The sequence below is a fragment of the Leptothrix ochracea L12 genome (assembly GCF_000262525.1).
Genome location: NZ_JH660693.1, coordinates 20,235 through 45,667 on the forward strand (window position 1 = coordinate 20,235; position 25,433 = coordinate 45,667).

Annotated in this window: 27 protein-coding genes; 20 read left to right on the forward strand and 7 right to left on the reverse strand. The window is 60.5% G+C overall.

Features of this window, described 5'->3' with window-relative positions:
* Nucleotides 1-43: 43 nt before the first annotated feature.
* From LEPOCDRAFT_RS02250 to LEPOCDRAFT_RS02260, 3 genes are read right to left on the reverse strand one after another with little or no spacing between them, the layout of a single operon-like run.
* Nucleotides 44-1,219 (reverse strand): GNVR domain-containing protein, encoded by a 1,176-nt coding sequence (locus LEPOCDRAFT_RS02250; protein WP_009453597.1) that lies wholly within the window; start codon nucleotides 1,217-1,219, stop codon nucleotides 44-46.
* Nucleotides 1,216-3,639, reverse strand: a complete 2,424-nt coding sequence (locus LEPOCDRAFT_RS02255) for an SLBB domain-containing protein (RefSeq protein WP_009453598.1) — start codon at nucleotides 3,637-3,639, stop codon at nucleotides 1,216-1,218. The genes LEPOCDRAFT_RS02250 and LEPOCDRAFT_RS02255 overlap by 4 nt, the downstream gene beginning before the upstream one ends.
* Before the next feature lie 57 nt (nucleotides 3,640-3,696).
* Nucleotides 3,697-4,716: a porin gene (locus tag LEPOCDRAFT_RS02260; RefSeq protein WP_009453599.1), complete on the reverse strand. Its 1,020-nt coding sequence runs from the start codon at nucleotides 4,714-4,716 to the stop codon at nucleotides 3,697-3,699.
* A gap of 99 nt (nucleotides 4,717-4,815) precedes the next feature.
* On the opposite strand from LEPOCDRAFT_RS02260, the gene LEPOCDRAFT_RS02265 reads away from it, so the two are divergent.
* The 6 genes from LEPOCDRAFT_RS02265 to erpA all read left to right on the forward strand — a co-directional run bounded on the left by LEPOCDRAFT_RS02265 (nucleotide 4,816) and on the right by erpA (nucleotide 8,326).
* Entirely contained in the window at nucleotides 4,816-5,823 is a 1,008-nt protein-coding gene (locus LEPOCDRAFT_RS02265; protein ID WP_009453600.1) for a BMP family ABC transporter substrate-binding protein, read from the forward strand.
* 154 nt (nucleotides 5,824-5,977) lie between these two features.
* Nucleotides 5,978-6,406, forward strand: a complete 429-nt coding sequence (rplM, locus tag LEPOCDRAFT_RS02270; protein WP_009453601.1) for a 50S ribosomal protein L13 — start codon at nucleotides 5,978-5,980, stop codon at nucleotides 6,404-6,406.
* Between the two features lie 9 nt (nucleotides 6,407-6,415).
* Nucleotides 6,416-6,808, forward strand: coding sequence for a 30S ribosomal protein S9 (gene rpsI, locus LEPOCDRAFT_RS02275; RefSeq protein WP_009453602.1), 393 nt, complete (start codon nucleotides 6,416-6,418; stop codon nucleotides 6,806-6,808).
* A 167-nt stretch (nucleotides 6,809-6,975) separates the two neighbouring features.
* Nucleotides 6,976-7,419, forward strand: a complete 444-nt coding sequence (locus tag LEPOCDRAFT_RS02815) for a hypothetical protein (RefSeq protein WP_009453603.1) — start codon at nucleotides 6,976-6,978, stop codon at nucleotides 7,417-7,419.
* 127 nt (nucleotides 7,420-7,546) lie between these two features.
* Nucleotides 7,547-7,894: a bactofilin family protein gene (locus LEPOCDRAFT_RS03015; RefSeq protein WP_245526379.1), complete on the forward strand. Its 348-nt coding sequence runs from the start codon at nucleotides 7,547-7,549 to the stop codon at nucleotides 7,892-7,894.
* Nucleotides 7,895-7,960: 66 nt separating this feature from the next.
* The gene (gene erpA / locus LEPOCDRAFT_RS02290; protein WP_009453605.1) at nucleotides 7,961-8,326 is read left to right on the forward strand and encodes an iron-sulfur cluster insertion protein ErpA; all 366 of its coding nucleotides are present in this window, start codon (nucleotides 7,961-7,963) and stop codon (nucleotides 8,324-8,326) included.
* 1 nt (nucleotide 8,327) lies between these two features.
* Here the strand turns inward: erpA and LEPOCDRAFT_RS02295 are convergent, their stop codons facing one another.
* Both LEPOCDRAFT_RS02295 and LEPOCDRAFT_RS02300 read right to left on the reverse strand, forming a co-directional pair.
* Nucleotides 8,328-9,473 carry an anhydro-N-acetylmuramic acid kinase gene (locus LEPOCDRAFT_RS02295; RefSeq protein ID WP_009453606.1) on the reverse strand — a complete coding sequence of 382 codons (1,146 nt, stop codon included), beginning with the start codon at nucleotides 9,471-9,473 and terminating at the stop codon, nucleotides 8,328-8,330.
* Nucleotides 9,470-10,975, reverse strand: a complete 1,506-nt coding sequence (locus tag LEPOCDRAFT_RS02300; protein WP_009453607.1) for a M23 family metallopeptidase — start codon at nucleotides 10,973-10,975, stop codon at nucleotides 9,470-9,472. The genes LEPOCDRAFT_RS02295 and LEPOCDRAFT_RS02300 overlap by 4 nt, the downstream gene beginning before the upstream one ends.
* Before the next feature lie 60 nt (nucleotides 10,976-11,035).
* Between LEPOCDRAFT_RS02300 and tyrS the strand changes: the two genes are divergently transcribed.
* Together tyrS and LEPOCDRAFT_RS02310 are read left to right on the forward strand one after the other, a co-directional pair.
* The gene (gene tyrS / locus LEPOCDRAFT_RS02305) at nucleotides 11,036-12,301 is read left to right on the forward strand and encodes a tyrosine--tRNA ligase (RefSeq protein WP_009453608.1); all 1,266 of its coding nucleotides are present in this window, start codon (nucleotides 11,036-11,038) and stop codon (nucleotides 12,299-12,301) included.
* 17 nt (nucleotides 12,302-12,318) lie between these two features.
* A complete protein-coding gene (locus tag LEPOCDRAFT_RS02310; RefSeq protein ID WP_009453609.1) occupies nucleotides 12,319-13,233 on the forward strand; it encodes a cation diffusion facilitator family transporter in 915 nt (304 codons plus the stop codon).
* Here the strand turns inward: LEPOCDRAFT_RS02310 and LEPOCDRAFT_RS02715 are convergent.
* A complete protein-coding gene (locus LEPOCDRAFT_RS02715) occupies nucleotides 13,118-14,176 on the reverse strand; it encodes an NAD(P)H-binding protein (RefSeq protein ID WP_009453610.1) in 1,059 nt (352 codons plus the stop codon). The genes LEPOCDRAFT_RS02310 and LEPOCDRAFT_RS02715 overlap by 116 nt on opposite strands.
* 28 nt (nucleotides 14,177-14,204) lie before the next feature.
* On the opposite strand from LEPOCDRAFT_RS02715, the gene LEPOCDRAFT_RS02320 reads away from it, so the two are divergent.
* Nucleotides 14,205-15,245, forward strand: a complete 1,041-nt coding sequence (locus LEPOCDRAFT_RS02320) for a CDP-6-deoxy-delta-3,4-glucoseen reductase (RefSeq protein WP_009453611.1) — start codon at nucleotides 14,205-14,207, stop codon at nucleotides 15,243-15,245.
* Nucleotides 15,246-15,303: 58 nt separating this feature from the next.
* Here the strand turns inward: LEPOCDRAFT_RS02320 and rpsT are convergent, their stop codons facing one another.
* The gene (gene rpsT / locus LEPOCDRAFT_RS02325) at nucleotides 15,304-15,609 is read right to left on the reverse strand and encodes a 30S ribosomal protein S20 (RefSeq protein WP_009453612.1); all 306 of its coding nucleotides are present in this window, start codon (nucleotides 15,607-15,609) and stop codon (nucleotides 15,304-15,306) included.
* 118 nt (nucleotides 15,610-15,727) lie between these two features.
* Between rpsT and murJ the strand changes: the two genes are divergently transcribed.
* The 11 genes from murJ to LEPOCDRAFT_RS02890 form a co-directional block, all read left to right on the forward strand.
* Nucleotides 15,728-17,290: a murein biosynthesis integral membrane protein MurJ gene (gene murJ / locus LEPOCDRAFT_RS02330; protein ID WP_009453613.1), complete on the forward strand. Its 1,563-nt coding sequence runs from the start codon at nucleotides 15,728-15,730 to the stop codon at nucleotides 17,288-17,290.
* A gap of 38 nt (nucleotides 17,291-17,328) precedes the next feature.
* Nucleotides 17,329-18,210, forward strand: coding sequence for a SirB1 family protein (locus LEPOCDRAFT_RS02335; RefSeq protein ID WP_009453614.1), 882 nt, complete (start codon nucleotides 17,329-17,331; stop codon nucleotides 18,208-18,210).
* 25 nt (nucleotides 18,211-18,235) lie between these two features.
* Nucleotides 18,236-19,303 (forward strand): AI-2E family transporter, encoded by a 1,068-nt coding sequence (locus LEPOCDRAFT_RS02340; protein ID WP_009453615.1) that lies wholly within the window; start codon nucleotides 18,236-18,238, stop codon nucleotides 19,301-19,303.
* Nucleotides 19,304-19,317: 14 nt separating this feature from the next.
* Nucleotides 19,318-20,022, forward strand: coding sequence for a DnaA regulatory inactivator Hda (gene hda / locus LEPOCDRAFT_RS02345; RefSeq protein WP_009453616.1), 705 nt, complete (start codon nucleotides 19,318-19,320; stop codon nucleotides 20,020-20,022).
* Nucleotides 20,019-20,714: an HAD family hydrolase gene (locus tag LEPOCDRAFT_RS02350; protein ID WP_009453617.1), complete on the forward strand. Its 696-nt coding sequence runs from the start codon at nucleotides 20,019-20,021 to the stop codon at nucleotides 20,712-20,714. The genes hda and LEPOCDRAFT_RS02350 overlap by 4 nt, the downstream gene beginning before the upstream one ends.
* Entirely contained in the window at nucleotides 20,711-22,414 is a 1,704-nt protein-coding gene (gene pcnB, locus LEPOCDRAFT_RS02355; RefSeq protein WP_009453618.1) for a polynucleotide adenylyltransferase PcnB, read from the forward strand. Before LEPOCDRAFT_RS02350 ends, pcnB begins: the two co-directional genes overlap by 4 nt.
* 15 nt (nucleotides 22,415-22,429) lie before the next feature.
* Nucleotides 22,430-22,939, forward strand: a complete 510-nt coding sequence (gene folK / locus LEPOCDRAFT_RS02360) for a 2-amino-4-hydroxy-6-hydroxymethyldihydropteridine diphosphokinase (protein WP_009453619.1) — start codon at nucleotides 22,430-22,432, stop codon at nucleotides 22,937-22,939.
* A complete protein-coding gene (locus tag LEPOCDRAFT_RS02365; RefSeq protein ID WP_009453620.1) occupies nucleotides 22,936-23,286 on the forward strand; it encodes a DMT family protein in 351 nt (116 codons plus the stop codon). The genes folK and LEPOCDRAFT_RS02365 overlap by 4 nt, the downstream gene beginning before the upstream one ends.
* Before the next feature lie 60 nt (nucleotides 23,287-23,346).
* The gene (locus tag LEPOCDRAFT_RS02370) at nucleotides 23,347-23,991 is read left to right on the forward strand and encodes a DUF47 domain-containing protein (protein WP_009453622.1); all 645 of its coding nucleotides are present in this window, start codon (nucleotides 23,347-23,349) and stop codon (nucleotides 23,989-23,991) included.
* 24 nt (nucleotides 23,992-24,015) lie between these two features.
* On the forward strand, nucleotides 24,016-25,026 hold the full coding sequence (locus LEPOCDRAFT_RS02375; protein WP_009453623.1) for an inorganic phosphate transporter: 1,011 nt from the start codon (nucleotides 24,016-24,018) through the stop codon (nucleotides 25,024-25,026).
* Nucleotides 25,027-25,222: 196 nt separating this feature from the next.
* Nucleotides 25,223-25,433, forward strand: a 211-nt coding sequence (locus LEPOCDRAFT_RS02890) for a hypothetical protein (protein WP_043909895.1), incomplete at its 3' end; no start/stop codon positions are given.

Consider the following 25,433-nt stretch of genomic DNA (forward strand, 5'->3'; position numbering starts at 1 on the left):
GGGGGGCGGCATGGGGTGTCGCAAAGTTATCGCGTTGACCCGATCAAGAGGGACGTCGCCAGCGCAGCTTTTTCAGCTTCTCGGCAAACACAGGGTCGCGTTCCCGGGCGTTGCGCAGGGCTTGGCGGATCAGGACGAAAGCGGTGCCGAGGATCAGGCTCAGCACACCGGCCAGCACCGTCATCATGCCGCGCTTGGGGCTGGACTTCCATTCGGGCAGGGTGGCTTTGTCCACCACTTGGATGATGGCGCCGTCCTTGGCTTCGTCGGCCTTGGCCATTTCGAATTGGCGGGCCAGCAGCTCGAAGAGGGTTTCTTGGTACTTGAACTCGCGAAAACGGGCGACGTATTGCGAGCCTGAACCTTGGGCGCTCTTGGGGTCGTTTTGTTCGGCTTTGGCCAATTGGCTGCGGACGGAGGTCAGCTCCAACTGGGCTTGTTTCAGATCGGGGCTGTCGGTGGTGAATTGACCGCGCATCACGGCAACTTTGACTTCAGCGGCGGCCACTTGGGCCTTGATCTGGGCGAGCACGGCCACCGCAGCATCCGGGCTGGTTTTGAGCACGCTCTCGCTCACCCCGCTTTGGCGCAGGGCCACTTCAGCTTTGATCAGCTGCTCTTTCGCCTCTTTCAACTGGATTTCGAAGAAAAGGCGTCGTTGCCCAGCTTCGGTCACCGCCAAGGTTTTGCTGAGTTTTTGCAGCTCGTCGATGTAGGCATCAGCCATGGCCATGGCGGTGGCTGGGTCGTGATCCTCGACGCTGATGCTGATCAGACCGTCTTTGCCGGACTTGATTTGGGTCAGGCCCTCCAGCGTTTGGCGGGCTTGGAACTGGTACTTGCTTTCATAGCGCTCGCGCAGATGAAAGCGCGCCACCATGCCGTCTTGCACGGTGCGGCTTTTGAGTAAACCGATCCATTGATCCGCTGGATTTTTCAGCCCGGCGATGGCTCCGGCGGCCCCGCCAAGACCGCCACCGCCCAGTCCCCCCAGCGAGCCGAGCAGCGCCGCTGCCCCGCTTTGGGGTTGCTGGGGCAACATGATCTGGGTGGTGGCGGCAAATTTCGGCGCAATCAGAAAGCTCAGGCCCAGCACCAGCAGGGCCACGCCCAGCGGCATGCCCAGCACGATGTTGCGGTGTTCAAGCAAGACCAAGGCAAGGTCCAGCAGGGAGACCTCTTCGTGGGTCTCTTGGTCTTGGATACGCTCGTCGCTCATAGTCTCAGGGTGTGGATGGCCGCTGCGGTCAGACCAAACTGGTAGAAGATCTGGCTCCAGTCCTTCAGGCCGCGAACCAAGGTGGTCCAGAACGTTTCACGATCGGTCTTTTCAGGCACGACCACCGTGTCGCCGGGCATGAGTTTCAGGTCGTCGAGTGAGGTATCGAACCAGCCACGATGGGCGTTGTTGTGTTCGACCGAACCATCAGCTCGCACGACAAAAAGGCCGGCTTCATTGGCATCGGGTTCGACACCGGCCACATTCAGGTAGTCGCGTAGTCGCTTGCCCTCACGCCATAGCAGACCGTTGGTGTTGGCCACCGCACCCACCACCAAAACGAAGCCCGGGCGGTGAGGGATGTAGATCCGGTCGCCGTCTTCGAGCGGGATATCGGGCAAATCACTCAATGTGTTGGTGGTGGGGTCGAGTTCAAGGGCGATACGACCGGTGGATTTGATGCTCCGCAAGCGGGAGATCTGCGCCTTGCGAGCTTCGACGTGGGCCGTGCGCAACTGGATCGCTGTTTGGGCATCGCTGGTCACGAGGTTGGCGGCTTGGTCTGCACCAGCGCTGGCCAATTGATTTTCCAGTCGGTTCACCGCTTCGTTGAGGGCGGCTTGTTGCGTGGCTTTGGTGGTGGCGCGGTTGAATTCGGTGCCAAAGACGTAGGCTTCGGGGGTCATGCCGCCCACGCGGGTGATCAAGCTGCGCAGCGATTCGCCCGGACGGACTTGGTAGATGCCCGGGGCTTGGACTTCACCCTCTACCCGAACCAAGCGGGTGCGCCGGCTGATCGGGTTGCTGACATCGTTGATGCCAAAGATGGTGACCACATCACCGGGTTGCAGCACCAAATCGTGCTCCGGGTCGTGTTTGATCACCGCCTTGCCCAGATTGAAGGGCAGCACTTGCATGGTCAGGTCGTCGCGGTTCAGGCGCTCAACGACCGCGTATTCCCAGTTCGGCTCATCGACGATGTTGCGCACATCGTGTTCGACGTTGACTTGGTTGACATCCACGGCAGCAGCAGCTTGGGTGGTGGGTGCTGCAAATTGCACCAAGCGGTTCTTGCGCTGGTAGTAGTCCGGGGTGATCAGCGCCTCGCGGTCGGGGATCAGCTGGCTGATGCGCATGCCTGGGGCGTAGGGGTAGCGCAAGGGCGCTGCGACCGTGCCGCGCAGCGTGATGGCGTTGCCAAAAGCCGGGGCCAAACCAAACAAAGTCAGCATGTCACCGTCGCGCAACAGGGCGGCCTCAGCGCTTTGATCGTCAAGCTTCAAGGTGTTGACGCTGCGCGGGGACTTGGTGTTGAGCGAGTCCACCCGCTCAAGCAAGGCGGTGGGGCGATTGACAGAAATGCGGCTCAGGCCGGCGTAGCGCAACACCGTGGCCGCAGACTCGGTGCTGCCTTTGAGTTCAAAGATGGCAGGGTTATCCAGCGAGCCGAGCAAGGCAATTTGTGGGCCCTTGGGCAAGAACACCACGGTGTCGCCGCTTTGCAGACGGACATCTTGGGTTTTGTCGCCGTTGAGGATGAAGTCGTACAGATCCAGCTCGCTCACCACCTGAGCGTTGCGCTTGAGTTGGATATGCCGCAGGCTGCCGTTGGTGTTGGGGCCGCCGCTGGCGAAGATGGCGTTGATGAGGGTCGAGAGACTGCTGACGGTGTAGCTGCCGGGTTTGCGCGCTTGGCCGACCACAAAGATCTGCATGCTGCGCAACTGGCCCAAGGTCACATTGAGGCTGAAATTGCGAAACACCCGCCCGATTTGGCTGCGCAGAACGGTTTCAGCCTCGCTGACCTTGACCCCCGCCATGGTGATGGCACCGACGCGGGGCAGGTTGATCAAGCCGTTGCGATCCACCGTGACGCGCAGATCCACATCGATGCTGCCCCAGACCCGCACAAACAGCTCATCGCCGGGGCCGAGAACGTAGTCCGCCGGGACGGGGATGCGTTCACTGGGCGCGAAGGTGCGCTCAGTTTGCATAAAGTAGCTCTGCCCGAACACCCCCAGCCGACTGCCCGTGGCACTGAAGACGAAGCGCTGAAATTCGTTATCGGGGAGGGCATCGTGGGCGCTGATCAGTGGGGCCTCCGCCTTGTTGGGGTCTTGGGGCGGATTGTTCGGATCGTTGCTGGGGGGGTGTGGCGACTGACCCGCATTGGGGTCGATGCTGAGCATCCGTTGAATCGTCGCCGGACTGATGGTGTTGGGGTTGAGGGTGCCTTGAGGCAGCGGTACTGTGCGGGGGCTCAGAGGCTGCGTGGCATTACCAAGCTGTTGGGCTTGCTGAAGTTGTTGCAGCGCCTGCAACGTGCTGCTCGCATCGGCCGTTTGGGCACCAACCGGTTGAACTGAGGCGTAGCACAGGGCGACGAGGGAGAAACAAGCGACGCGGCGCAGCAATTTCATGCGAATGGGCGAACAAGAATGAGGTGCGATTGTGCACAATTTGATACGAATGCGGCATTAAAAAAGGTGTCGCAAACCCACCGCCAAGCTGTGACCCGCTGCCAAGCCTGTGCGTTGATCGCGTTGGATCACGCCGTACAGCGTGGTGCGCTGGCTCACGTCATGGGTGTCGCCCAAACGCAGCGTGCTGGCTTGGCTACGGTCTGTGTTCAGATCAGCGTGGTTCCATGCGAGCAAGAGGGTGTGGTTGAGGCCCATGGGGAGCGCCAGACTCATGTCCACCACCTTCGTGAGTGAGCCCTGAGCACGGTCGTCAATGCTAGCGGCTTGGGCGTAAAACTGGATCGGCCCAGCGTCGTAGCTCAGCCCCAAACTGCCGGTACTTTCCTTCTGGCCCCCCAAGCCGACTTGAACGTCTTGCCACGCTGCATTGATTTTGAAGGGCCCCGAAGGGGTGTAGTCCAAGTTGACACCGAGATTGCGGTGGCCGTTGCCCTCAGGGGCTGCGCTTTGTAGGGCAAAGATCCAGTGGCCTTGGGGCCGGCCCACGTAGCTCAGGGCGTTGCTCCACGCCGTGTCACCGTCGATGTGTGCCATCGATCCTCGGGGGTCTGACCAAGCCAGGGACAGCGTGGGGGCGTCGCCCAAGCGGGCGCTGAAGCTGTTGAAGGGGCGTGAGTGCGTGAACATCAGATTGGGCACGCGGCCAAGGAGGACCGTGCCAAATGAGCCGGCAAAGCCCACATTTGCCGCCCGTGACCACGCGCCGTCGTTCGGGGTATCGGTCCAGCGACCTGATTCACCGCTGTCCAGTCTCAAGAATCCTTCCAAGTTGAACAGGACCTTGGCGCCACTGTCCAAGGCCTCTTCACCCTTCAAGCCGATGAAGCTGGTGTGCATGGCTCCGCTTTGAACTTGGCTCAGGCGTGCGCTGCCAGCGGCTTGAAACGATCCCACGGCCACATCGAGCGTGCCGTAGAGCGCATAAACCGGTTGCGCTTGTGCGATCGTGTTCAAGGCCATGGCCAAAACCAGTGTGGCAAGACTTCGAAGGGCAGGGGGGCGGCAACAGGACATGACAACTCCGGACGTTTGAGGCGCGTGATAATCGCACGGTCCTTGTTGCGCCGTCCTTTCATCCAGCGTGTGATGCGTGTTTCCTCGGAAAGGTCTGCCATGACACCTTGGTTTCGGTTTGTGGGGTTGATGTTGCTGATCGGCATGGTCGCTTGTCGCCCATCCAGCGAGCCTTCGGCGGGCCCGCCGCCGCTGAAAGTGGCTTTTCTCTATGCGGGTGCGGGCGTGGACCCTGCCCGTGAAGTGGTCGCGGGCGAGTTGGGGGCTCGTCTCCAAATGCATGTTGAAGAGCAACTCGGCGATGAGGTCGCCATGGAGGAGGCGCTGCGTTCTTTGGTCAAGGAAGAGCACCGATTGATCTTTAGCATGGTGTCTCATGCTGGAGCGATGGTGGCGATGCATCACGTGGCTGCCGATGCGCCAAGCGTGCATTTCGAGCAACTCGGGGGGATCAAAACCATGACCAATATGCGAGCTTTTGAGGCTCGAACCTACGAGGGGGCTTATTTGGCCGGACTCGTGGCCGGCTCGCTCAGTCAAAGCCATGTGCTCGGTGTCCGTGTTCAGATGGTCACGCCGAGTCTCGAAGCGGTGCGTATCGTCAATGCATTCGCTTTGGGCGCTCAAGCGGTCGAGCCCAAGAGCGTGACCCGGGTGGCTGGGTTCGATCAAGGTGAAGCGAGCCTGGGGTTGGGTGTCGATATGGTGCTGCACAGCACTGAAAGTGGTCGCATCAGCCTTCAGCGTGTTGGCGCATCAGGAGGCGAGCCGCTGGTGGTTTTTGCCGTTGATTGGGCGCCGTATTACCGCCAAACCATTCAGGCTGCGTTGGCCGAGAAGTGGGGGGCGGAGCCCGCGTGGTGGGGGATGCACGAAGAGACGGTGGTGTTGGCGTCGCTTTCTGCGGCAGTGCCTGCGCCGCTGCGGCAGCGGGTTGAGCAAGCGCGGGACGCCCTGCGGCAGGGTCAGGCCGGGATATGGCGCGGGCCCCTCTTTGGGCAAGATGGCAAGCCGGTGCTGCGTCAGGGCGAGCTTGCAAGCGACAAATTTCTCTACGGCATGAACTTCTATGTCAAGGGTGTGGAAGGCCAGCCACAAGGCTTATAAATTGCTTTGAGGCATAATCGAGGGCTTTTCCGAAACGGTTTCCCGGAAAGAAAGTCTCTTCTTCGGAAGGGGCCAGGGCCTGGGGCAAGAGGCTGCCTTTCAGAAGCAGCACCGAGCCCGACAGGATGGAAACCATGACTAACTCGATACAAGCATGAAAACCTTCAGCGCCAAACCGGCCGAAGTGCAGCACGAGTGGTTTGTGATTGACGCAGCCGACAAGGTTCTCGGACGAGTGGCCAGCGAAGTCGCTCTCCGTTTGCGTGGCAAGCACAAGCCCATCTATACGCCGCACGTCGATACCGGTGATTTCATCATCATCGTCAACGCCGACAAGATTCGCGTGACCGGCACCAAGTCCGAAGACAAGGTCTATTACCGTCATTCCGGTTATCCGGGCGGTATCTATGCGACCAAGTTCAAGGACATGCAGATCAAGCACCCGGGTCGCGCCATCGAAAAGGCTGTCAAGGGCATGCTGCCCAAGGGCCCGCTCGGCTACGCGATGATCAAGAAGCTGAAGGTTTATGCCGGTGCGACGCACCCGCACACCGCTCAGCAGCCCAAGACGCTTGTTCTCTAAGGAGCTGCCATGATCGGAGAATGGAATTACGGCACTGGCCGTCGCAAGTCGTCTGTCGCTCGTGTCTTCATCAAGAAGGGCACTGGCCAGATCACTGTCAACGGTAAGCCGGTCGAAGAGTATTTCGGCCGTCAAACCTCCATCATGATCGTCAAGCAGCCTTTGCTGTTGACCAATCATGCTGAAACGTTTGACATCAAGGTCAACGTCCACGGTGGTGGTGAATCCGGTCAAGCCGGTGCCGTTCGCCACGGTGTGACCCGCGCCCTGATCGAGTACGACGCCACGCTGAAGCCGGATCTGAGCCACGCTGGCTTTGTGACCCGCGACGCTCGTGAAGTCGAACGGAAGAAGGTCGGTCTGCACGGCGCTCGTCGTCGTAAGCAATTCAGCAAGCGCTGATGTCCTGAGTGCGAAGGTTTCGATCCCTTGTATGAGGGGTCGTTGCTTGCTGCGCTTCGTGACAAGGTTCCAGACCCAAGGGCTGCCAATGGCAGCCCTTCGTGTATCGTCGCGGCAAATCGTGCGTTGCTTGCTTGGCAGCAGCGTCGAGCGTTCGAGGTTTGCTCATGCGTTGGAAAGTTTTTCGTCGTCGTCTTTCGGTCAATTCATCGCGTTTTTCGGTGCGAACCCACACGCCGTGGCCTATGCGTTGGGCGTTGTCGGCTTTGGCCCTTGGTTTCTCAGCCGCCTTGGCGTTGTGGGCGTTTGAAATTGGTAAAGAGCTTTCGGGTGTTGAGGTCGGAGCCCACGAGGAGCTGGCCAAGTTGCGCGAGGAAATCCAAAAAGTACGGAGTGAGCGCGATGCGGCCCAGTCTGTGGCGAATACCGCTGATAGCCTTCTAAAAACCGAAAAAGCGACCCAAGACCGCTTGGCAGCCCAAGTCCATCTTTTAGAAGAGCAGAACTTGGCCTTGATCAAGGATGTCCGGTTTTACGAAAAACTGGTGCCCAGCAAACAACGTCCCGCCACAGCAGCCACGAGTTCGCATCCCCCTCGCAAAGCTCCTTAATCCCAATCTATCGGGATTTGGCAGGGTGCCTGATCCTGCGTCGTACACTGCCCGTTTGGGGCCACGGTTCAGATTTGTCAGGAGAATCCGACATGTTCGGGCAAAAAAACAACCAGCGATACGAAGTTTGGTCGGTGAAGGTGCCCTTTTTGAGGGTACTTTGCGCTTCAGCGACGGTTTACGCATTGACGGCGAGGTGCTGGGTGATGTCCTTGCTTTGGGGGGTAGCAATAACATGCTGTTCATCAGTGAGAAAGCCAAGGTCAACGGTACGGTCAAGGCTGGCCATGTCATCATCAACGGAGCTGTCAATGGTCCGGTCATCTCAACCAAAATGCTTGAGTTGCAGTCGCGGGCGCATATTCAAGGTGACATTCGTTACGTCGCGTTGGAAATGCATCAAGGCGCGGTCATTGAAGGGGCCTTGAATAAGATGACTGATGAAGAAAAAGTGGCGCTGATTGCGAGCAATTGATGGCTCGGACAGCGCGAAGCTTTTTGTTCAGATGTTCACACCCTATCGTTACGCAGGAGATATTTCATGAGTGAAGTTGCTGTCCAAGTCGCCACAGAGATGCCGGCTCCGCTGCTTTTTACCGATGCCGCTGCCGCCAAAGTGGCTGATTTGGTGGCTGAAGAGGGCAATCCCGATCTGAAGCTGCGCGTCTTTGTTCAAGGTGGCGGCTGCTCGGGTTTTCAGTACGGCTTCACCTTTGACGAAATCGTCAATGAAGACGACACCGAAATGAAGAAAAATGGCGTCGCTCTGCTGATCGATGCTATGAGCATGCAGTATCTGGTCGGCGCTGAGATCGACTACAAAGAAGATTTGCAAGGTGCGCAGTTTGTCATCAAGAACCCGAATGCCACCACCACCTGCGGGTGTGGTTCAAGCTTCGCGGTTTGATTCAGGCCGGATGGAGCGCGCCGAGGACTCTCAAGCCTTTCGCGCCCGTCACTGAAGGGTGATTGCCGGGTTGGTGTTGGGTGTGTGCCCAAGCCAGCCAAGCAAAGGCCGCCGCTTCGACATGGTCGGGCGCGAGGCCTTCCTCTGCGGTACTAAGCACCCTCGCGTGTGGTAGTGCTGCGCACAGGCGCAACATTAAATGGGCGTTGAACGCCCCGCCGCCACAGATCAACACGTCCTGCACCGTCGGTGCGTAGCGCTGCAACTCATGAGCGATGCTTTGCGCCGTCAACTCGGTCAGTGTGCTTTGCACATCGGTGGCCGAGACGGATTCGTTCAAGGTGCCTAGCTTGCGGGCCAGCCACGCTGCGTTGAACAAGTCCCTACCTGTACTTTTAGGGGCAGGGCCGGTGAAAAAAGGCTCATCGCTCAGGTGCTTGAGCAGGGCTGCGTTGATTTGCCCTTCAGCTGCCCACGCGCCATCGCGGTCAAAGGGCTGCTGATGGTGGGTTTGGCACCAGTGATCCAGCAAGGTGTTGCCTGGGCCGCAATCAAAGCCGAGCAAGGCTTGGTGGGGGTGCAGCAAGGTGATGTTGCTGATACCACCGATGTTGACCACAGCGCGTAGGCGTTTGGCGTGCCCAAACAGCGCTTGATGAAAGAGCGGTACTAAGGGGGCACCTTGGCCACCGGCGGCGACATCTCGACTGCGCAGGTCAGCGACCACCTCGATACCGCTCAATTCGGCCAACAAAGCCGCTTGTAAGAGCTGGATGGTGTAGCCCGTGCCATCGTGCATGCCGGGTTGATGGCGCACGGTTTGACCATGGGCACCGATGGCGCGGATGTCTTGCGGTCCAAGCCCTGTTTGTTCAAGGAGTGCCGCGCATGTCTCGGCATAGATCCGTGCCAAGGCATTGCCGGCCAAGGCGCCGCGATGCAGTTCGTTGGGGCCGGGTGATTGGAGGGCTTGCAGTTCGCGATACAGCGTGGGTGGGAAGGGCCGGTGGGCATGGGCGAGCAAGCCTTGCCAACTGCCCTCAGCGCTCAAGGCGCAAAGGACGCCATCGACCCCGTCCAGTGAGGTGCCAGACATCAAGCCGATGAAGTAATCCGAGGGCGGTGAGGTCGGCGAAGAAGCATTCATTCCATACGGGCCATGGCGACCTTGGGGCTTTCGGCAGTTTGGGTGGCCGCCAACTGAGCCAAGGCCATCTTGGCGGCACTTTGGAAGGCTTTGCGTGTGTTGCTGGCCAAGGTGGTGAGCGGCGGGGTTTCGCGGGCGACGTTGACGGGATCGACCTGGCGGCCATCGATCTTGAATTCGAAGTGTAGATGAGGACCCGTGGCCCAGCCTGTCGAGCCCACGGCGCCCATCGACTGACCACGGACCACGTTTTGGCCGAGTTTGACGTTGCTGCGACTCAAGTGTGCGTAGACCGTTTCCTGCGCGTCGCTGTGGCGTAGGCGAACGACGTTGCCGTAGCCCTTTTGCCAGCCGGCGAAAACCACCTGACCGGCACCCACGGCCCGCACCGGGGTGCCTTTGGGCGCGGCGTAATCAATACCCAAGTGGTTGTGCCAATGATGGTGAATAGGGTGCATTCGTCCCGCAAAGCCAGAAGTGATGCGTGACATGGGCAAGGGGTCGGCCAAGAATTGATGCTCTTTGCTCAGGCCTTGGGCGTCAAAGTAATGGCCTCGACCCGCTTGAGCAAACCAGAAGGCGTCGAAGCTTCGGCCTTGGTTGACGAATTGAGCCGCGATCAGATGATGCGGTTCTTCGACCCAAGGGATGGGTTCAGCATCCAGGCTCAGGGTCTCGTAGATCACAGTGAAGTGATCACCGGGCCGAAGCCCGTGGCGAAAGTCCATGTCATTGGCGAACACATCGCTGACTTGGCGGGCGATCGATTCGGGCAACTGGGCTTGATCGGCGGCGGCAAACAGATTCGAGTCCACTTGAACGCTGCTGACATGGGTTTGGGTCTGCAGCGCTTGCAGGCTTTCTTCCGCCTTGAAGGTTTTGCCTTGGCGAGTGATATGGATTTGGCTGGCGTGGCTGTTTTGGCGCTCCGCTTGGCTTGGGGGCCCAAGCACGACCATGTCGCTCAGGCTGGCCCCGGAAACGCCGCCGCCTGAGGTGGTGACGCTAACCAACTTGCCGGCTGGTGCACTTAGGATCTTGCGAGTGATGGTGTTTTGGCGCAAGAACAGGGCCGCTTGCGGGTCGTCCACACCTAGGCGCTTGAGCAGCGTATCCATGGTGTCGCCCAATTGGGTGTGATGACTGCGATGCAAGATCACCGGTTGATCGGCCAAGGTTTCGACCTGATCATCAAGATCTTCCGGCGTTGCCAAGGCTTCAGTCAAGATGCGAACGGTGACGGGGGCACTGTCGGTGACGGTGAGCGGCGCCACGCTGAAAGCGGTGGCGCCGAAGCCGAGGAGCACGGCCAGCACGGCGGTGATGGCTGTCGCGCGCTTGGCGGGTGTGTCGAGGTGGCGTTTGGGCACGTTCAAGAGCAGTCCTTCGCGTTGCTGCCCCTGATCTGCCCGATGATCAGCGACAAAGCGATGGGCATCCTGAGCCGAAGCTCTAGAATCCGGGCCACCTTGGAAGCCGGCGCAGTATATCGGCTGTGACAAAAGTCACACTCCTGTTAACCCGTATCTCACCCGTATCCCGCCTGTGGCGGTTGTTGTTGCATGTCATCTCCGTCGTCTGAAACTTTTGGGGCTCCTGCGGGGGCGGTTGCTGTGGACGCTGTCTTGTCGGCGGGGGTGCGCGCAGCGCTGGAGGTCACCCGCCGGGGCTGCGACGAGCTGCTGCCCGAAGGCGACTGGATCCGTAAATTGCAGCGCTCTGAAGCCACCGGTGTGCCGCTGCGCATCAAGCTTGGCCTCGACCCCACTGCGCCTGACATCCACCTCGGCCACACCGTGGTGCTCAACAAGCTGCGTCAGTTGCAAGACATTGGCCACACGGTGATCTTCCTGATCGGTGACTTCACCTCGATGATCGGCGACCCCTCCGGCCGCAACACCACGCGCCCACCGCTCACGCCTGAGCAGATCAAGCTCAATGCCGAGACCTACTACCGCCAAGCCAGCTTGGTGCTGGACCCCGATAAGACCGAGATTCGCTACAACAGCGAGTGGTGTGATCCGCTGGGCGCGCGCGGCATGATCCAACTGGCCAGCCGCTACACGGTGGCGCGGATGATGGAGCGCAATGATTTCCACGACCGCTTTCACGCTGGCACCTCGATCGCGGTGCACGAGTTTCTCTACCCGCTGATGCAGGGCTACGACTCGGTGGCCTTGAAGAGCGACTTGGAGCTCGGCGGCACCGACCAGAAGTTCAACCTGTTGATGGGGCGCCACTTGCAGGCCGAATACGGCCAAGAGCCGCAGTGCATCCTGACCATGCCGCTGCTGGTGGGTTTGGACGGCGTTGAGAAGATGTCGAAGTCGAAGAACAACTACATCGGCATCAGCGAGCCAGCCAATCAGATGTTCGCCAAGTTGCTCTCGATCAGCGACACCTTGATGTGGAGCTACTTCACCTTGCTGAGCTTCAAGTCTGAGGCTGAGATCGCCGGTTTGCGCGCTGAGGTCGAGGCCGGTCGCAATCCGAAGGATGCCAAGGTGCTGCTGGCCAAGGAGATCACCGCGCGTTTCCATGGCACGGCGGCGGCTGATACGGCCGAGCAAGACTTCAACAACCGCGCCAAGGGCGGCATCCCGGACGATGTGCCCGCAGTGAGCCTCACCGGCGCACCGCTGGGCATTGGCGCGCTGCTTAAGCAAGCCAACTTGGTGGCTTCTTCGAGCGAGGGCCTGCGCATGGTCGAGCAGGGCGGCGTGCGCATCGACGGTGCGGTGATCAGCGACAAGGGCCTGAAGGTGGACGCCGGCAGCTTTGTGGTGCAGGTCGGCAAGCGCAAGTTCGCGCGTGTCACGCTAGGCTGAGTCGGTAAAGGGCGCCCATGCAAGTCAGCGCCTATTTGAAACTTTCGATCGCCGTGGCGATCGCCACCATCGCCTTGAAAACCGGCGCTTGGTGGCTGACGGGCTCGGTGGGTTTGCTGTCGGACGCGATGGAGTCGCTGGTCAATTTGGCCGGGGCGATGTTTGCCTTGGTCATGGTGACCTTGGCGGCGCAGCCGCCCGACAAAGAACACCCTTACGGCCATTTCAAGGCGGAGTATTTCTCCAGCGGCTTTGAGGGCGTGCTGATCTTTGTGGCCTCGCTTGGCATCATCTGGGCGGCCATCGAGCGCATTCTCACGCCCCAGCCCATGGAAGCCATCGGCTGGGGTATGGCCTTGTCAGCGATCAGCACGGCGCTCAACGGCGGCTTGGCGTGGGCGATGATGCGCAAGGCCAAAGAGCATCGCTCGATGGCGCTCGAAGCCGATGCACGTCACCTGATGACCGACGTTTGGACCTCGGTGGGCGTGGTTGCCGGGCTCTTTGCCGTGCAGCTCAGCGGCTGGTGGTGGCTGGACCCGCTGATCGCCATCGGCGTGGCGCTGAACATCTTGCGCGAAGGCACCTCGTTGATTGCCCGCTCGGCCTCGGGCTTGATGGACGAAGCGGTCGAATCCGAGGTGCGTGAGCAGATCGACGCGGTGCTCGACACCTTTCGCGATCTGCCGATTCGTTTCGATCACTTGGTCACCCGCCGGGCCGGGCACCGCTGTTATGTCGATCTGCACATGCATATGCCCTCAGTTTGGACCTTGGGCCAAGCGGCGGCGGTGCGCAGTTCGGTCGAACACGCCCTTATGAACGCGGTGCCAGGGCTGCGGGCAACGATCCAGTTGCTGCCGCTGGATGTGGAGGCGCATCTGGACGATCCGTTGGCGCCGCTGTCACCGGCCTCGCCAGCCCGGCCTTGATGTCGGGATAGCGCAGCACCAGCCGCAATTCGCGCTCAAGCCGGGTGGCGTCGAGCCGGCGTGATTCGCTCATGAAACTCAACGTCATCGGCCCGAGCTGTTGGGCCGCGTCCACCCGACTCAGGCGCGGCGGGCGTGGCAGGTGGCTGAGATCGGCCACAAGGTCGAAATAGTCGCCCATGCGCAGCTCGCTTTGGTCGCAGACGTGGATCACCCGCTGCGGCTTGGCACGCCACAGCGCGGCGATGCAGGCCCGAGCGAGATCATCGGCGTGGATGTGATTGGTGTAGACGTCGTCCTCAGGGCGCAGCACGGGCGCGCTGCGGCGCACGCGTTCACGCGGGTCACCGCCTTCGCGGTCCAAGGCATAGATGCCGGGGATGCGCAGCAAGGCGGTTTGCAACGGCGCCCCACGGTGCTTGCCGCGCTGACGCAGTTGGCGCTCAGCGTCCACCCGCCGCGCTGCGCGAGCTGTCGCCGGGGCGACCGGGCGGGTTTCATCAAAACGTGCGCCGCCCGCATCGCCGTAAACCCCGGTGGTGCTGGCATAGATCAGGCGTTCAACCGACGCGCCCAAAGCGTTCAGCAAGTGCCGCGTGCGTGGGTCTTGGGTGGCATGGTTGGGCGTTGACGGCTGCGTGGGTGGCGGGGCCAGATGCATCACCCACGCAGCTAGGCCCCGCAGGCGCTTCAAGCTGCGCGGTTGATCCAAGTTACCGGCGATGGGTAGGAGCCCGTGTTGGCGCAGCTGGGCAAAGCGCTCGGGGCTGGAGCTGAGCGCCCGCAGCCGCAGGCGTCCCCCCAAGGCTTGGGCCACACGCAGACCCACATCCCCGCAGCCGACGATCAAGAGCCGGGGTTGACGAAAGGCTCGGGGCTTGTTGCACGCCGGGGTGCGGCCGGCGAGGGATGAAAAAGACGAAGGCACAATCGCGGTCCTCATGATTTGGATGTGAACGAAGGATAGCGACATGACCTGTAGCGTGACGGTGCAACCGTCGGGCCGCCATTTTGAGGCTCAGCCTGATGAAACCCTGCTGGCAGCGGCGATTCGCCAAGGCGTTGGACTGCCTTATGGTTGCAAGGATGGTGCTTGTGGTTCCTGCAAATGCCAGCTGATCAGCGGCACGGTGGTGCATGGCGCTCATCAAGCCAAGGCGCTCACGCCTGAGGAAGAAGCGGCCGGCAAGATTTTGAGCTGCCGGGCGGTGCCGCAGACCGATTGCGTGCTTGATGCGCCCCAAGTGACGGCGGTGGATCAGTTTCCGGTGCTAAAAATGCCGGCCCGGGTCATCAGCATCAGCAAGCTGACCCGCGATGTCGCCGTGGTGCAACTGCAACTGCCGGCGAATCAGACCTTTCGGTACCAAGCGGGGCAGTACGTGGATGTGCTGTTGCGCGACGGCGCGCGGCGCAGCTACTCGATGGCCAGCGCTCCGCGTGACGGGCAGATCAGCATCGAGTTGCACATCCGCCATTTGCCGGGTGGAAAGTTCACCGATCACGTGTTTGGGGCGATGAAGGAGAAGGAAATCCTCCGCCTAGAAGGCCCCTTTGGCAGCTTTGGTGTGCAAGCGGGTGAGGCGCCGATCATCTTGCTGGCTTCGGGCACGGGGTTTGCGCCGATCAAGGCGATCCTTGAAGTCCTGCAAGCTGAAGCGGCCACCCGACCCGTGAGTCTGTATTGGGGCTGTCGCACCAAGGCGGATTTGTATGCTGAGGATTGGATCAAGCAGGCTTTGACGACGCTGCCGCAGCTGCGTTATGTGCCCGTGCTTTCCGAGCCGCGCACTGAAGAAGCTTGGGCGGGCCGCACGGGGCTGGTTCATGAGGCGGTGATGCAGGATCACCCAAACCTTGCCGAGCATCAGGTCTATGCCTGCGGTGTGCCGGTGATGGTTGACGCGGCGCAGCGCGATTTTGTGGCGCAGTGCGCGTTGCCTGCGCAAGCGTTCTTTGCGGATGCGTTTACATCAGAAGCGGACAAAGCGGCCGTGAACGCTGCCGAGTGATGTCGCCATGAAGAAAGGCCCGCATGGCGGGCCTTTCGTTCCATCCGGAGCAGCTGATTTAGGCGGCGGCGGGAGCAGCCAAGGCCTTGACCTTAGCTGCCAAGCGGCTCTTCAAGCGAGAGGCCTTGTTCTTGTGAAAGATGCCTTTGTCGGCGATCGAATCGATCACGCCTTGGGCAGACTTGAAGGTGTCACCGGCCTTGGCCTTGTCGCCAGTCGCCACAACCTTCAGCACGCTCTTGATGGCAGTGCGGAACTTGGAGCGGAGCGAAGAATTCTGGGCGTTCAGCTTGACGTCCTGACGTGCGCGCTTGCGACCTGAGGCAAGGCGGACCGTCTTCTTTTTGGCTTTTGCGGTTGCCATGGTTATGCAGTGTCCGGATGATGGAAAGTCTTGGATTGTAGCACGTGCCAGCTTGCGCGCCACCTTCATTGCAAATGACGGGATAATCAGGCCCCTTCGAGGTCAGGATGAATCCCTTATGAATCTGTTGCGCGCCGCCTCTTTGGTGTCCTTGCTGACCTTGGCCTCGCGCATCACCGGCTTGGTCCGTGAGCAGTTGATCGCCGCGACTTTTGGTGCCAGTGCCCTGACGGACGCTTTCCAAGTGGCTTTTCGGATCCCCAATCTGTTGCGCCGCCTCTTTGCCGAAGGGGCGTTTTCTCAGGCCTTCGTGCCGATTTTGGTCGCCTCCCGCACCCAAGAGGGCGATGAGCCGACCCACCGCTTGATCGATGCGGTGGCCACGGTGCTGGCTTGGGTGCTGCTGGGGGTGAGTGTGCTGGGCGTGCTGGCTGCACCGGTGCTGGTCTGGGTGATGGCGGCTGGTTTGCCGGCCGAAGGTGCTGATGCGGCTGTGGTGATGACGCGCTGGATGTTTCCCTACATCGGCTGCATGTCCTTGGTGGCTTTGTCGGCCGGCATTTTGAACACGTGGAAGCGTTTTGCCGTACCCGCCGTGACGCCCGTGATCCTCAATGTGTGTGTGATCGCTGCGGCTTGGTTGGGCGCGCCATGGTTGCAGCGCCATGGCTGGCCACCCATCTACGCCTTGGCTTTGGGTGTGATGCTGGGTGGCGTGTTGCAGCTTGGGGTGCAGATGCCCGCCTTGGTGCGGCTGGGCTTGATGCCTCGGATCGGTTTGGGAGCAACGGCTTTTGGGGCTGCTTGGCACCATGAGGGCGTGCACCGCATCCTGCGTCAGATGGGGCCGGCCTTGCTGGGTGTGTCGGTGGCGCAGTTGTCACTGCTGATCAACACCCAGATCGGCTCCCACTTGCAGGCCGGGTCGGTGTCGTGGCTGACGTATGCCGACCGGCTGATGGAGTTCCCCACCGCCTTGCTGGGGGTCGCACTGGGCGTGGTGCTGTTGCCGCAACTTGCGGCCGCCCAAGCCAGCGGTGACGCCAGCCGCTATTCCGCTTTGTTGGATTGGGGGCTGCGTCTGGTGGCCTTGCTGGCGCTGCCGTGTTCGGTGGCGCTGATGGTTTTTCCCACACCGTTGGTGGCGGTGCTCTATCACTATGGCCGCTTCAGTGCCACCGATGTGCATCAGACCGTGATCGCTCTGATGGGCTACGGTGTGGGCTTGATGGGTCTGATCGGCATCAAGGTGTTGGCCCCTGGTTTTTATGCGCGCCAAGACATCCGCACGCCCGTACGTATCGCTGTGAGTGTGCTGGTTTTGACTCAGCTGCTGAACCTGGTGTTGGTGCCGTGGCTGGGGCATGCCGGGCTGGCGCTGTCGATTGGTTTGGCGGCCTGGGTGAACGCCGCTTGGTTGCTCAAAGGTTTGCTGGGGCAAGGGCACTATCAACCTCGACCCGGGTGGGGCGCTTTTTTGGGGCGTTTGCTGGTGGCTGTCGGGGTGATGGGTGCTTTCTTGGCTTGGGCTCAGGCTGGGTTCGACTGGATGGCTTGGCAAGCCCACGCTGATGGGCGTGTCGGCGCCTTGGCGTTGGTGCTTGGCGCTGCTGCGCTGATCTATTTCGGCGTCTTGCATGGGCTGGGTTTGCCTTGGCGAACCTTCATTCGGCGCGCTTGAGCGTCAGGACTTTGAGCGCTTGCCCCTACACTGCGGCCATGAATTGGACTGTTGTCACGCCGATTGACTACTTCACTGCTCTTGTGGCCGAGGATGAGGGTTTTGCCCTGACCGAGGCGGCCGTTTCCATCGCCCAAGATGAATACCCCGATTTGGACGTTCAGCACGTCCTGACCGAAATGGATGCCTTGGCGCTGAGCCTGCGCAAACATTTGAGCGTGGATGACAGCCCGCTGCAACGGGTGCGGGTGTTGCATCAGTTCTTCTTCGAAGAATGTGCATTCGCTTGCAATCAAAAGGACTACTACAACCCTGCCAACAGCTATGTGCATGAAGTGCTGCGCACCCGGCGGGGGATTCCGATCACCTTGGCCGTGATTTACCTTGAGTTGGCCGGACAAATCGGGTTGATTGCCGACGGGGTGTCCTTCCCCGGGCACTTCTTGATTCGGTTACGTTTGCCCCTGGGTGACGCGATCATCGATCCGACGTCTGGCACGTCGCTGTCGAAAGAGGCCATGGGGGAGCGCTTGGAGCCTTACCTTCAGCCCAGTGTGGGTTTGCCGGCGTATTCCTTGGCCGACTATCTGCGAGCAGCAGCGCCGCGTGAGGTGATGGCGCGTCTGTTGCGTAACCTTGAATCGATTTATCGTGGCCGAGAAGATTGGCAGCGCTTGTTGGCTGTTCAGGGGCGGCTGGTGAATTTGCAACCCGAAGCTTGGGAGCGTTACCGCGACCGGGGCTTGACCTTGGCGAGGTTGGGGCACAACGATGCTGCGATCCAAGATCTAGGGGTCTATCTCCAGCATGCGGAGGAGGCACCCGATTGGGCACGTATCGATGAGCAATGGCAGTTGTTGCGGGCGGTGCGACAGGATCACACCGCCCATAGATCCATACGCTCGACCCGTTGGCGTTGAGTGTCTTGCCTAGAATCTCCCACCCATGAGCATCTCCCAGACGCAACGTTTGATGATCGGTTGGGCCGCCTTGGGCTTGGCTTTGATCGGGTGCGTCTGGCTACTTTTGCCGGTGTTGACCCCCTTTATCGAAGCCTTGGTGTTGGCCTATGTGTTGCTGCCGTTGGTGGATCGCTTGGCTCACCCTATGGGAGCTTGGCCCCGACCTCTGGCGGCCTTGGTCGTGGAGATGATGGCTTTGGGCTTGCTGTCTGGAATCGCGTTGCTGATCGTGCCGGTGCTTTCCAAGCAGTGGCCCCTGTTGCAGGAGCAGATCCCGCTCTTGGCGGTCCGGTTGCACGCTTGGTTGGCGCCGTGGTTGGCTGAGTTGGGCTGGCAAGTGCCACTCAACGAAGCCAGCCTGAAAGCCTTTGTGATGAAGTATCTGAATGCGAATCTGGAAGACGGCTTGATGGCGACCTTCAATTCGATTCGCATCGGCGGCAGTTTTTTGTTGGCTCTGCTGGGCAACGTGGTGTTGGTGCCAGTGGTGCTTTATTACGTGTTGGTGGATCGCTCCAGCATGGCGCGACGGGTGCACCAACTGGTGCCTTTGCGGCTGGTGCTGAGGGTGCGGGATTTTGGGGCTGAGTGCAACGAGGTGTTGGGGCAGTACTTGCGCGGCCAGTTGCGGGTGATCGCGGTGCTGTGTGTGTATTACGCGAGTGCCTTGGCCTTGGCCGGCTTTGATCTTGCTTTGCCTTTAGGCGTGCTCACGGGCTGCGCCATCTTGGTGCCCTATGTGGGCTTTGGCGCCGGCGCCTTGTTGGCGTTGTTGGCCGGGCTGTTGCAGTTTCCTGGGATCTACGGGCCGATGGCAGTGATTCTGATTTATGGTGTCGGCCAGATCCTCGAAGGGTTCTTCCTCACGCCTCGTTTGGTGGGTGAGCGGATTGGGTTGCACCCTTTGGCGGTGATTTTTATGTTGTTGGCCTTTGGCCATCTGTTTGGTTTGGTGGGTGTGTTGGTAGCCTTGCCTGTGGGTGCGGTTGCTTTGGTGGCTCTGCGCCGCCTGCGCACGCTCTACCACGGCAGTGCGTGGTATCTCGGTTGATTGATGACGGCGTGATGAAAACTGACGACTCTCTCCCCGTGCGACAGGTGCCTTTGGCCTTTGAGGCAGAGCGTCTTTGTCAGTTCGACACCTATTGGCCTGGCGCCAATCATCCGCAGTGGCCCCATTTGCGACAGATTCTCAGTCTGCCGCAGGCCGCGTTGCCGGTGTACCTCTGGGGGGCCATCGGCTCGGGCAAAACGCATTTGCTGCGGGCAGCGCGTGCTGAAGCCGAGGCTCGGGGAGAACAAGTCGCTTGGTTCGATGCGGACATGAGCATGCCTTGGGTGCTTGATGATGATGCGAGCCTCATCGTTCTTGACGACTGTGACCGCTTTGACGCCGCACAGCAGCATGCGGCTTTCGTGATGTTTGTGGAGGCCGTGAGTCGCGAGTTGCCCTTGTTGGCGGCCGGGCACTTGCCGCCCGTCGATTTGGAGGTTCGCGATGATTTACGCAGTCGCTTGGGCTGGGGCTTGGTGTTTCAGTTGATTCCGCCCACCGAAGAAGAGATGCGACTGCTGCTGCGGCGCGAGGCAGATCGACGCGGTATTTTTCTTTCGGACGATGTGATGGATTTTCTCTTGCGGCGCTTGGCGCGCAATCTCAGCCACTTGATGGCGGTGCTGGACCGGATTGATCGCTATGCCTTGGCGGCTCAGCGGGCCGTGACGGTGCCTTTGGTGCGGCAGATGCTGGCGGCGGAGGAGCAACCATGATCTCAGTCGGCAAAGTCAAACCCAAACGCTTGTGTTTGTTCGATCTGGACGGCACCTTGCTGCCGATTGATTCCGATCACAGCTTCGGTGAGTTCATGGTGCAGATCGGTTGGGCTGATGGCGAAAGCTTTCGGCGCACCAACGATGCCTTCTTCGCCCAATACCAAGCTGGGACGATGGATTTGGCGGCCTATGTCGATTTCGCCACCCGTGTTTGGCGCAGCCGTCCCCCTCTTGAAGCTGAAGCCGCGCGTGAGCGGTTCATGGCGGAAGTGATTCGGCCTGCACTTCACGGCAGCGCCTTGGCGTTGGTGCAGCAACACCAAGAGGCGGGCGATCTGGTGGCCATCGTGACGGCGACCAACGAATTTGTGACCACGCCGATTGCTGCGGCCTTTGGGGTCAGTCATCTCTTGGCGGTCGAGTTAGAACGCACGGACATGGGCGGTTGGAGTGGCCACATTCAAGGAACACCGACCTTCCGTGAGGGCAAGGTCGTGCGTGTGCATGCTTGGTTGGCGAACTTGGGACTGCGCCTGAGTGACTTCGAGCAAGTCAGTGTCTACAGCGACTCCATCAACGATCTTCCTCTGCTGGAGATGGGCACTCATCCGGTGGCGACCAATCCTGGCGCTTCTCTGGAAACCGTGGCTCATGCACGCGGCTGGCAGATCCTGCGATTGTTTTCATGATCAAGAAATTCATCAGTACTTTGTTTCGGCGCAGCAAAGCGGCTGCACCGGTCCCTGCGCCAGAGCTCGCCCCACCGGAGTCCGTCACTGGGCGGCGTGTGGAGGTGCCTTTTGAAAAGCACCGCATTGACCCAGCCCTGATCGATGAGCGCGCCACGCGGGTGGTCTCGACCTTGCAAGAGGCGGGCTTTGAGGCTTACATCGTTGGCGGCGCGGTGCGCGATTTGTTGCTGGGCCATCGGCCCAAAGACTTTGATGTCGCCACCAACGCCACGCCCGCTCAAGTCAAGGCGTTGTTTCGGCGTGCGTTCATCATTGGCCGGCGTTTTCAGCTGGTGCATGTGGTTTTTGGCCGGGGGCGTGAACACGAGGTGATCGAGGTCTCGACCTTCCGTGCCTTGATGGAGCCGGCCGAGGTTGCTCCGGTGCGCGGCAACGAGCGGACGTCCAAGGCGGAGTTGGTGGGCAAGAGCCACGCGGTCGATGCCAGTGGTCGGGTCTTGCGTGACAACGTCTGGGGCCCGCAGGATGAAGATGCGGCGCGGCGTGACTTCACGATCAATGCGCTCTACTACGATCCTGCGCGCCAAGTGGTGATCGACTATCACCACGGTATCGAGGACGCTGCCAAGCGTGTGCTGCGCATGATCGGCGACCCGAGTGCGCGTTTCCGCGAAGATCCGGTGCGCATCATCCGGGTGGTCCGATTTGCGGCCAAGCTCGGTTTTGAGATCGAGCCGCATACCCGCGCGCCGATGCGCAAGATGGCCGATTTGCTCGCCAACGTGCCGGCATCACGCGTCTTTGACGAAATGATCAAGTTGCTTCAGACCGGTCACGCCTTGGCCAGTCTGGAAGAGCTGCGCAAGCAAGGCTTGCATCGCGGGCTGTTCCCGATCCTTGACGCGGTGCTCGATGCCGCTCATCAGCACAATGGTCGCGAGAAGTTCATCCAGCTGGCCCTGAACGATACCGATCGACGGGTTGCGGAAGGCAAGCCGGTGGCGCCGAGTTTCATGCTGGCTTGCATGCTCTGGCATGACGTGCTGCACCGCTGGGATGAGATCCGTGCTGCCACGGGCGCACCCTTGATGCCAGCGCTGCAAGAAGCGGTCGATGCGGTGTTTGATGCTCGCATCGGGGATATCTCGGGGCGCGGCAAGTTGGGGTTGGACATGCGTGAGATGTGGCTGATGCAGCCGCGTTTCGAGCGGCGCCAATTCGCTGCTGCCGTGACGCTGGTGGAGCAGCCGCGTTTCCGCGCAGGCTTCGATTTCCTGCGATTGCGTGGCCAAGCGGGTGAGATCGATCCTGAACTGTCGCAGTGGTGGGAAGCCTTTTCGCTGGCCGATGACGATGAACGCCGCGAACTCGTTGAGCAATACCGTCGCGATGAACAAGCCCGCCGTGCGGCAGCGGGGCCGGAGGCCGCCGCGAGCAGCGAGGCGGCCGCTCCCAAACGACGTCGCCGGCGCAAACCTAGCGGTGGAGCAGGGGCACCGGTCTCTGCCTCCACGTTGGTGATCGCCGACGCTTCAGCCTTGGGGGATCAAGCCGAGGCGCCGATTGGGCCGGACGTGAGCATCGATTCGGCGCTCAAGCCCCGGCCGATTCGCCGCCGCCGTCGGCCGGCCAAGGACGACGCCGGCGTGGCCGTGGTGGTGGGCGAGACGCCGCCGGGGTCGTCGTCGGGTTCCTGAGGATCTGGGGTGTTGATGCGGCGAATCGCCTTCATCGGCCTCGGGGCCAACCTCGGGCGGGCCCAAGCGACTTTGGAGCAGGCGTGCGCGGCGTTGCATCAAGCATCAGGCTGCGAAGTCACGGCGGTGTCATCGTGGTGGCGCAGCGTGCCGGTCGATGCCGATGGGCCGGATTACGTCAACGGCGTGGCTCAGCTTGAAACGAGCCTTGAACCCGAGAGGCTGCTGGACACCTTGCAAGTGCTGGAGCGGTATTTCGGGCGCCAGCGCATTTATCGCAACGCGCCACGCACCTTGGACTTGGATTTGCTGCTCTATGACGCCGAGCTTCCTCCGGGCCTTTGCTTGAACACACCACGTCTGCAATTGCCCCATCCGCGCCTGATGGAGCGCGCGTTTGTGCTGCATCCGCTGCTGGAGTTGCTGCCAACCTTGTCTTGGCCGGGCGTGACGGATGTGGCTGCTTTATGCATGAGCTTGGCGGTGCAGCAGGGCATCGAACGGCTTGGCGGTCCGCAGCCATGACGCTTTCCCCCTTGTGGCAAACCGTGGGGCTGCTGTTGCTGTCCAACGTCTTCATGACCATCGCTTGGTATGGGCATCTGAAGAACCTATCGGACCGCGCTTGGTACATCGCAGCCTTGGTCAGTTGGGGTATTGCGTTGTTCGAATACCTCCTGCAAGTGCCTGCCAATCGTATTGGCCATGCGGCCGGGGTGTCTTTGGCGCAACTCAAAATCACCCAAGAAGTCATCACCTTGGTGGTCTTTGTGCCCTTTGCCATGCTCTACATGAAACAGGCGTTTCGCTGGGACTTTGTCTGGGCCGGTTTGTGCTTGCTGGGGGCGGTTTATTTCATCTTCCGCGAGTGAGTGCGAAACCGGAGCTTGGCGCGGGTACACTCGCGCCGTTTCAAGTGGATCGGAGTTCCCATGTTCGGCAAGCTGCTGCCGCGTGAAGGCAATTTTTTCGAGTTGTTTAACGCCCATGGCGCCAAGATCGTCGAGGGCGCGCGCGCCTTCCAATCGTTGGTGCAGAACTATGACGACACCAGCCTGAGGGCCCGTTACGGCCAACAGGTGGATGAGGCTGAACACGCGGCTGACAAGATCACCACCGAGGTGAATCGGCTGCTGCACAAGACCTTCATCACCCCGATCGACCGTGATCAGATCCACTCGCTCATCAATTCGATGGACGACATCGTTGATCTGGTGCAAGACGCCACCGAAACCATGGCGCTCTATGACGTGCGCCGCGTCACCGACGAGGTGCTGCAACTGAGCGATTTGTCGCTCAAATGCTGCGAGCGTGTCCAGCATGCGGTGTCGCTGTTGGCGCGGCTTTCTGAGCCGACGGCTCATGAGGCGGCGATCAAGACCTGCGAAGAAATTGATCGGCTCGAATCCGACGCTGATCGTGTGCTGCGCTCCGCCATGTCCAAGCTTTTCCGCGAGGAAGCGGATGTGCGCGAACTCATCAAGCTCAAAGCCATTTACGAGTTGCTCGAATCGATTTCGGATCGCTGCGAAGACGTGGCCAATCTGATCGAGGGCATCGTCCTCGAGCATTCCTGAAGCCTGCACCCAGACGGAGACATCATGGAGGTAGTCCAGGTCAGTTTTTGGGTGGTGGCGCTGTTGGTACTTTTGGCGCTGGCCTTCGACTTCATGAATGGGTTTCATGACGCCGCTAACTCGATTGCCACGGTGGTGTCCACCGGGGTTTTGAAACCACAGCAGGCGATTTTGTTCGCCGCTTTTTTCAATGTGCTGGCGCTGTTCATCTTCCAGCTCAAAGTGGCGGCCACCATCGGCAAGGGCATTGTGCTGCCGGGTGTCGTGGACCATCACATCATCTTTGGCGCCTTGATCGGTGCGGTGGTCTGGAACCTGATCACGTGGTGGTACGGTATTCCGTCGAGCTCTTCGCATGCCTTGATCGGCGGCATCGTGGGCGCTGTGATGGCCAAATCAGGCGCAGGAGCCTTGATCGGTGCTGGCATCTGGCGCACGGTGATCTTTATCTTCGTCTCGCCCGCTCTGGGGTTCTTGCTGGGCTCGGTGATGATGGTGGCGGTGGCATGGATCTTTCGCAAACGCGCACCGCTCAAGATCGATAACTGGTTCCGGCGCTTGCAACTCGTTTCAGCCGGGCTCTACAGCTTGGGTCACGGCGGCAACGATGCCCAAAAAACCATCGGCATCATCTGGATGTTGTTGATCGCCACGGGCTATGCCGCAGCTGACAGCACGATGCCGCCTGCTTGGGTGATTTGGCTTTGCTACATCGCCATCGGCATGGGCACAATGTTTGGTGGCTGGCGCATCGTGCGCACCATGGGTCAGAAGATCACCAAGCTCAAACCGGTGGGCGGCTTTTGCGCCGAAACAGGCGGGGCCATGACGCTGTTCATCGCCACCGCCATGGGCGTGCCAGTGTCCACCACCCACACCATCACCGGAGCCATCGTCGGCGTCGGTGCGACGCGTCGGGCTTCTTCGGTGCGTTGGGGGGTGGCCAGCAGCATCGTCTGGGCGTGGATCTTCACGATCCCTGCGACGGCTTTGGTGGCGGCGCTGTCCTACGAGCTGAGCCTTTGGGTGTTCTAAGCGTGAATCCCGGTTGATCTATGAGATTCACCGCCTATAATGGCGGGTTTCGGTGACGGCTGACCGGTTGAAAACCACGCAGCGCGATCTAACGGGGCCGAGAATGCATACGACGGCTTATAGCTATTTTTCGATCTGCTGATCCTGAGTGTCCGGGGTGCAGTGGATCACTGACAAACTGGTTCAAGGAAACAACATGGTCGTGATCCGACTTGCCCGTGGCGGCGCCAACTACGAAGGTGCGGTCACTTGGGGCAACGGTGCGACCGGCTCGGTGGGGCCGATCTCCAGCGCCAACTCGTTGATCGGCAATTCTTTCGAACAACTGGGCCACAGTGTGTGGCCTTTGGCGGATGGCTCCTACCTTGTGATTGGTCAAGGGGGCTCCAATTTGCAGTGTTTTGGAG

Bases quoted from the DNA above. Each gene is read 5' to 3' on its own strand.
- LEPOCDRAFT_RS02250 (WP_009453597.1), bottom strand. From the start codon at position 1,219: ATGAGCGACGAGCGTATCCAAGACCAAGAGACCCACGAAGAGGTCTCC.
- LEPOCDRAFT_RS02255 (WP_009453598.1), bottom strand. From the start codon at position 3,639: ATGAAATTGCTGCGCCGCGTCGCTTGTTTCTCCCTCGTCGCCCTGTGC.
- LEPOCDRAFT_RS02260 (WP_009453599.1), bottom strand. From the start codon at position 4,716: ATGTCCTGTTGCCGCCCCCCTGCCCTTCGAAGTCTTGCCACACTGGTT.
- LEPOCDRAFT_RS02265 (WP_009453600.1), top strand. From the start codon at position 4,816: ATGACACCTTGGTTTCGGTTTGTGGGGTTGATGTTGCTGATCGGCATG.
- rplM (WP_009453601.1), top strand. From the start codon at position 5,978: ATGAAAACCTTCAGCGCCAAACCGGCCGAAGTGCAGCACGAGTGGTTT.
- rpsI (WP_009453602.1), top strand. From the start codon at position 6,416: ATGATCGGAGAATGGAATTACGGCACTGGCCGTCGCAAGTCGTCTGTC.
- LEPOCDRAFT_RS02815 (WP_009453603.1), top strand. From the start codon at position 6,976: ATGCGTTGGAAAGTTTTTCGTCGTCGTCTTTCGGTCAATTCATCGCGT.
- erpA (WP_009453605.1), top strand. From the start codon at position 7,961: ATGAGTGAAGTTGCTGTCCAAGTCGCCACAGAGATGCCGGCTCCGCTG.
- LEPOCDRAFT_RS02295 (WP_009453606.1), bottom strand. From the start codon at position 9,473: ATGAATGCTTCTTCGCCGACCTCACCGCCCTCGGATTACTTCATCGGC.
- tyrS (WP_009453608.1), top strand. From the start codon at position 11,036: ATGTCATCTCCGTCGTCTGAAACTTTTGGGGCTCCTGCGGGGGCGGTT.
- LEPOCDRAFT_RS02310 (WP_009453609.1), top strand. From the start codon at position 12,319: ATGCAAGTCAGCGCCTATTTGAAACTTTCGATCGCCGTGGCGATCGCC.
- LEPOCDRAFT_RS02715 (WP_009453610.1), bottom strand. From the start codon at position 14,176: ATGAGGACCGCGATTGTGCCTTCGTCTTTTTCATCCCTCGCCGGCCGC.
- LEPOCDRAFT_RS02320 (WP_009453611.1), top strand. From the start codon at position 14,205: ATGACCTGTAGCGTGACGGTGCAACCGTCGGGCCGCCATTTTGAGGCT.
- rpsT (WP_009453612.1), bottom strand. From the start codon at position 15,609: ATGGCAACCGCAAAAGCCAAAAAGAAGACGGTCCGCCTTGCCTCAGGT.
- murJ (WP_009453613.1), top strand. From the start codon at position 15,728: ATGAATCTGTTGCGCGCCGCCTCTTTGGTGTCCTTGCTGACCTTGGCC.
- LEPOCDRAFT_RS02335 (WP_009453614.1), top strand. From the start codon at position 17,329: ATGAATTGGACTGTTGTCACGCCGATTGACTACTTCACTGCTCTTGTG.
- LEPOCDRAFT_RS02340 (WP_009453615.1), top strand. From the start codon at position 18,236: ATGAGCATCTCCCAGACGCAACGTTTGATGATCGGTTGGGCCGCCTTG.
- hda (WP_009453616.1), top strand. From the start codon at position 19,318: ATGAAAACTGACGACTCTCTCCCCGTGCGACAGGTGCCTTTGGCCTTT.
- LEPOCDRAFT_RS02350 (WP_009453617.1), top strand. From the start codon at position 20,019: ATGATCTCAGTCGGCAAAGTCAAACCCAAACGCTTGTGTTTGTTCGAT.
- pcnB (WP_009453618.1), top strand. From the start codon at position 20,711: ATGATCAAGAAATTCATCAGTACTTTGTTTCGGCGCAGCAAAGCGGCT.
- folK (WP_009453619.1), top strand. From the start codon at position 22,430: ATGCGGCGAATCGCCTTCATCGGCCTCGGGGCCAACCTCGGGCGGGCC.
- LEPOCDRAFT_RS02365 (WP_009453620.1), top strand. From the start codon at position 22,936: ATGACGCTTTCCCCCTTGTGGCAAACCGTGGGGCTGCTGTTGCTGTCC.
- LEPOCDRAFT_RS02370 (WP_009453622.1), top strand. From the start codon at position 23,347: ATGTTCGGCAAGCTGCTGCCGCGTGAAGGCAATTTTTTCGAGTTGTTT.
- LEPOCDRAFT_RS02375 (WP_009453623.1), top strand. From the start codon at position 24,016: ATGGAGGTAGTCCAGGTCAGTTTTTGGGTGGTGGCGCTGTTGGTACTT.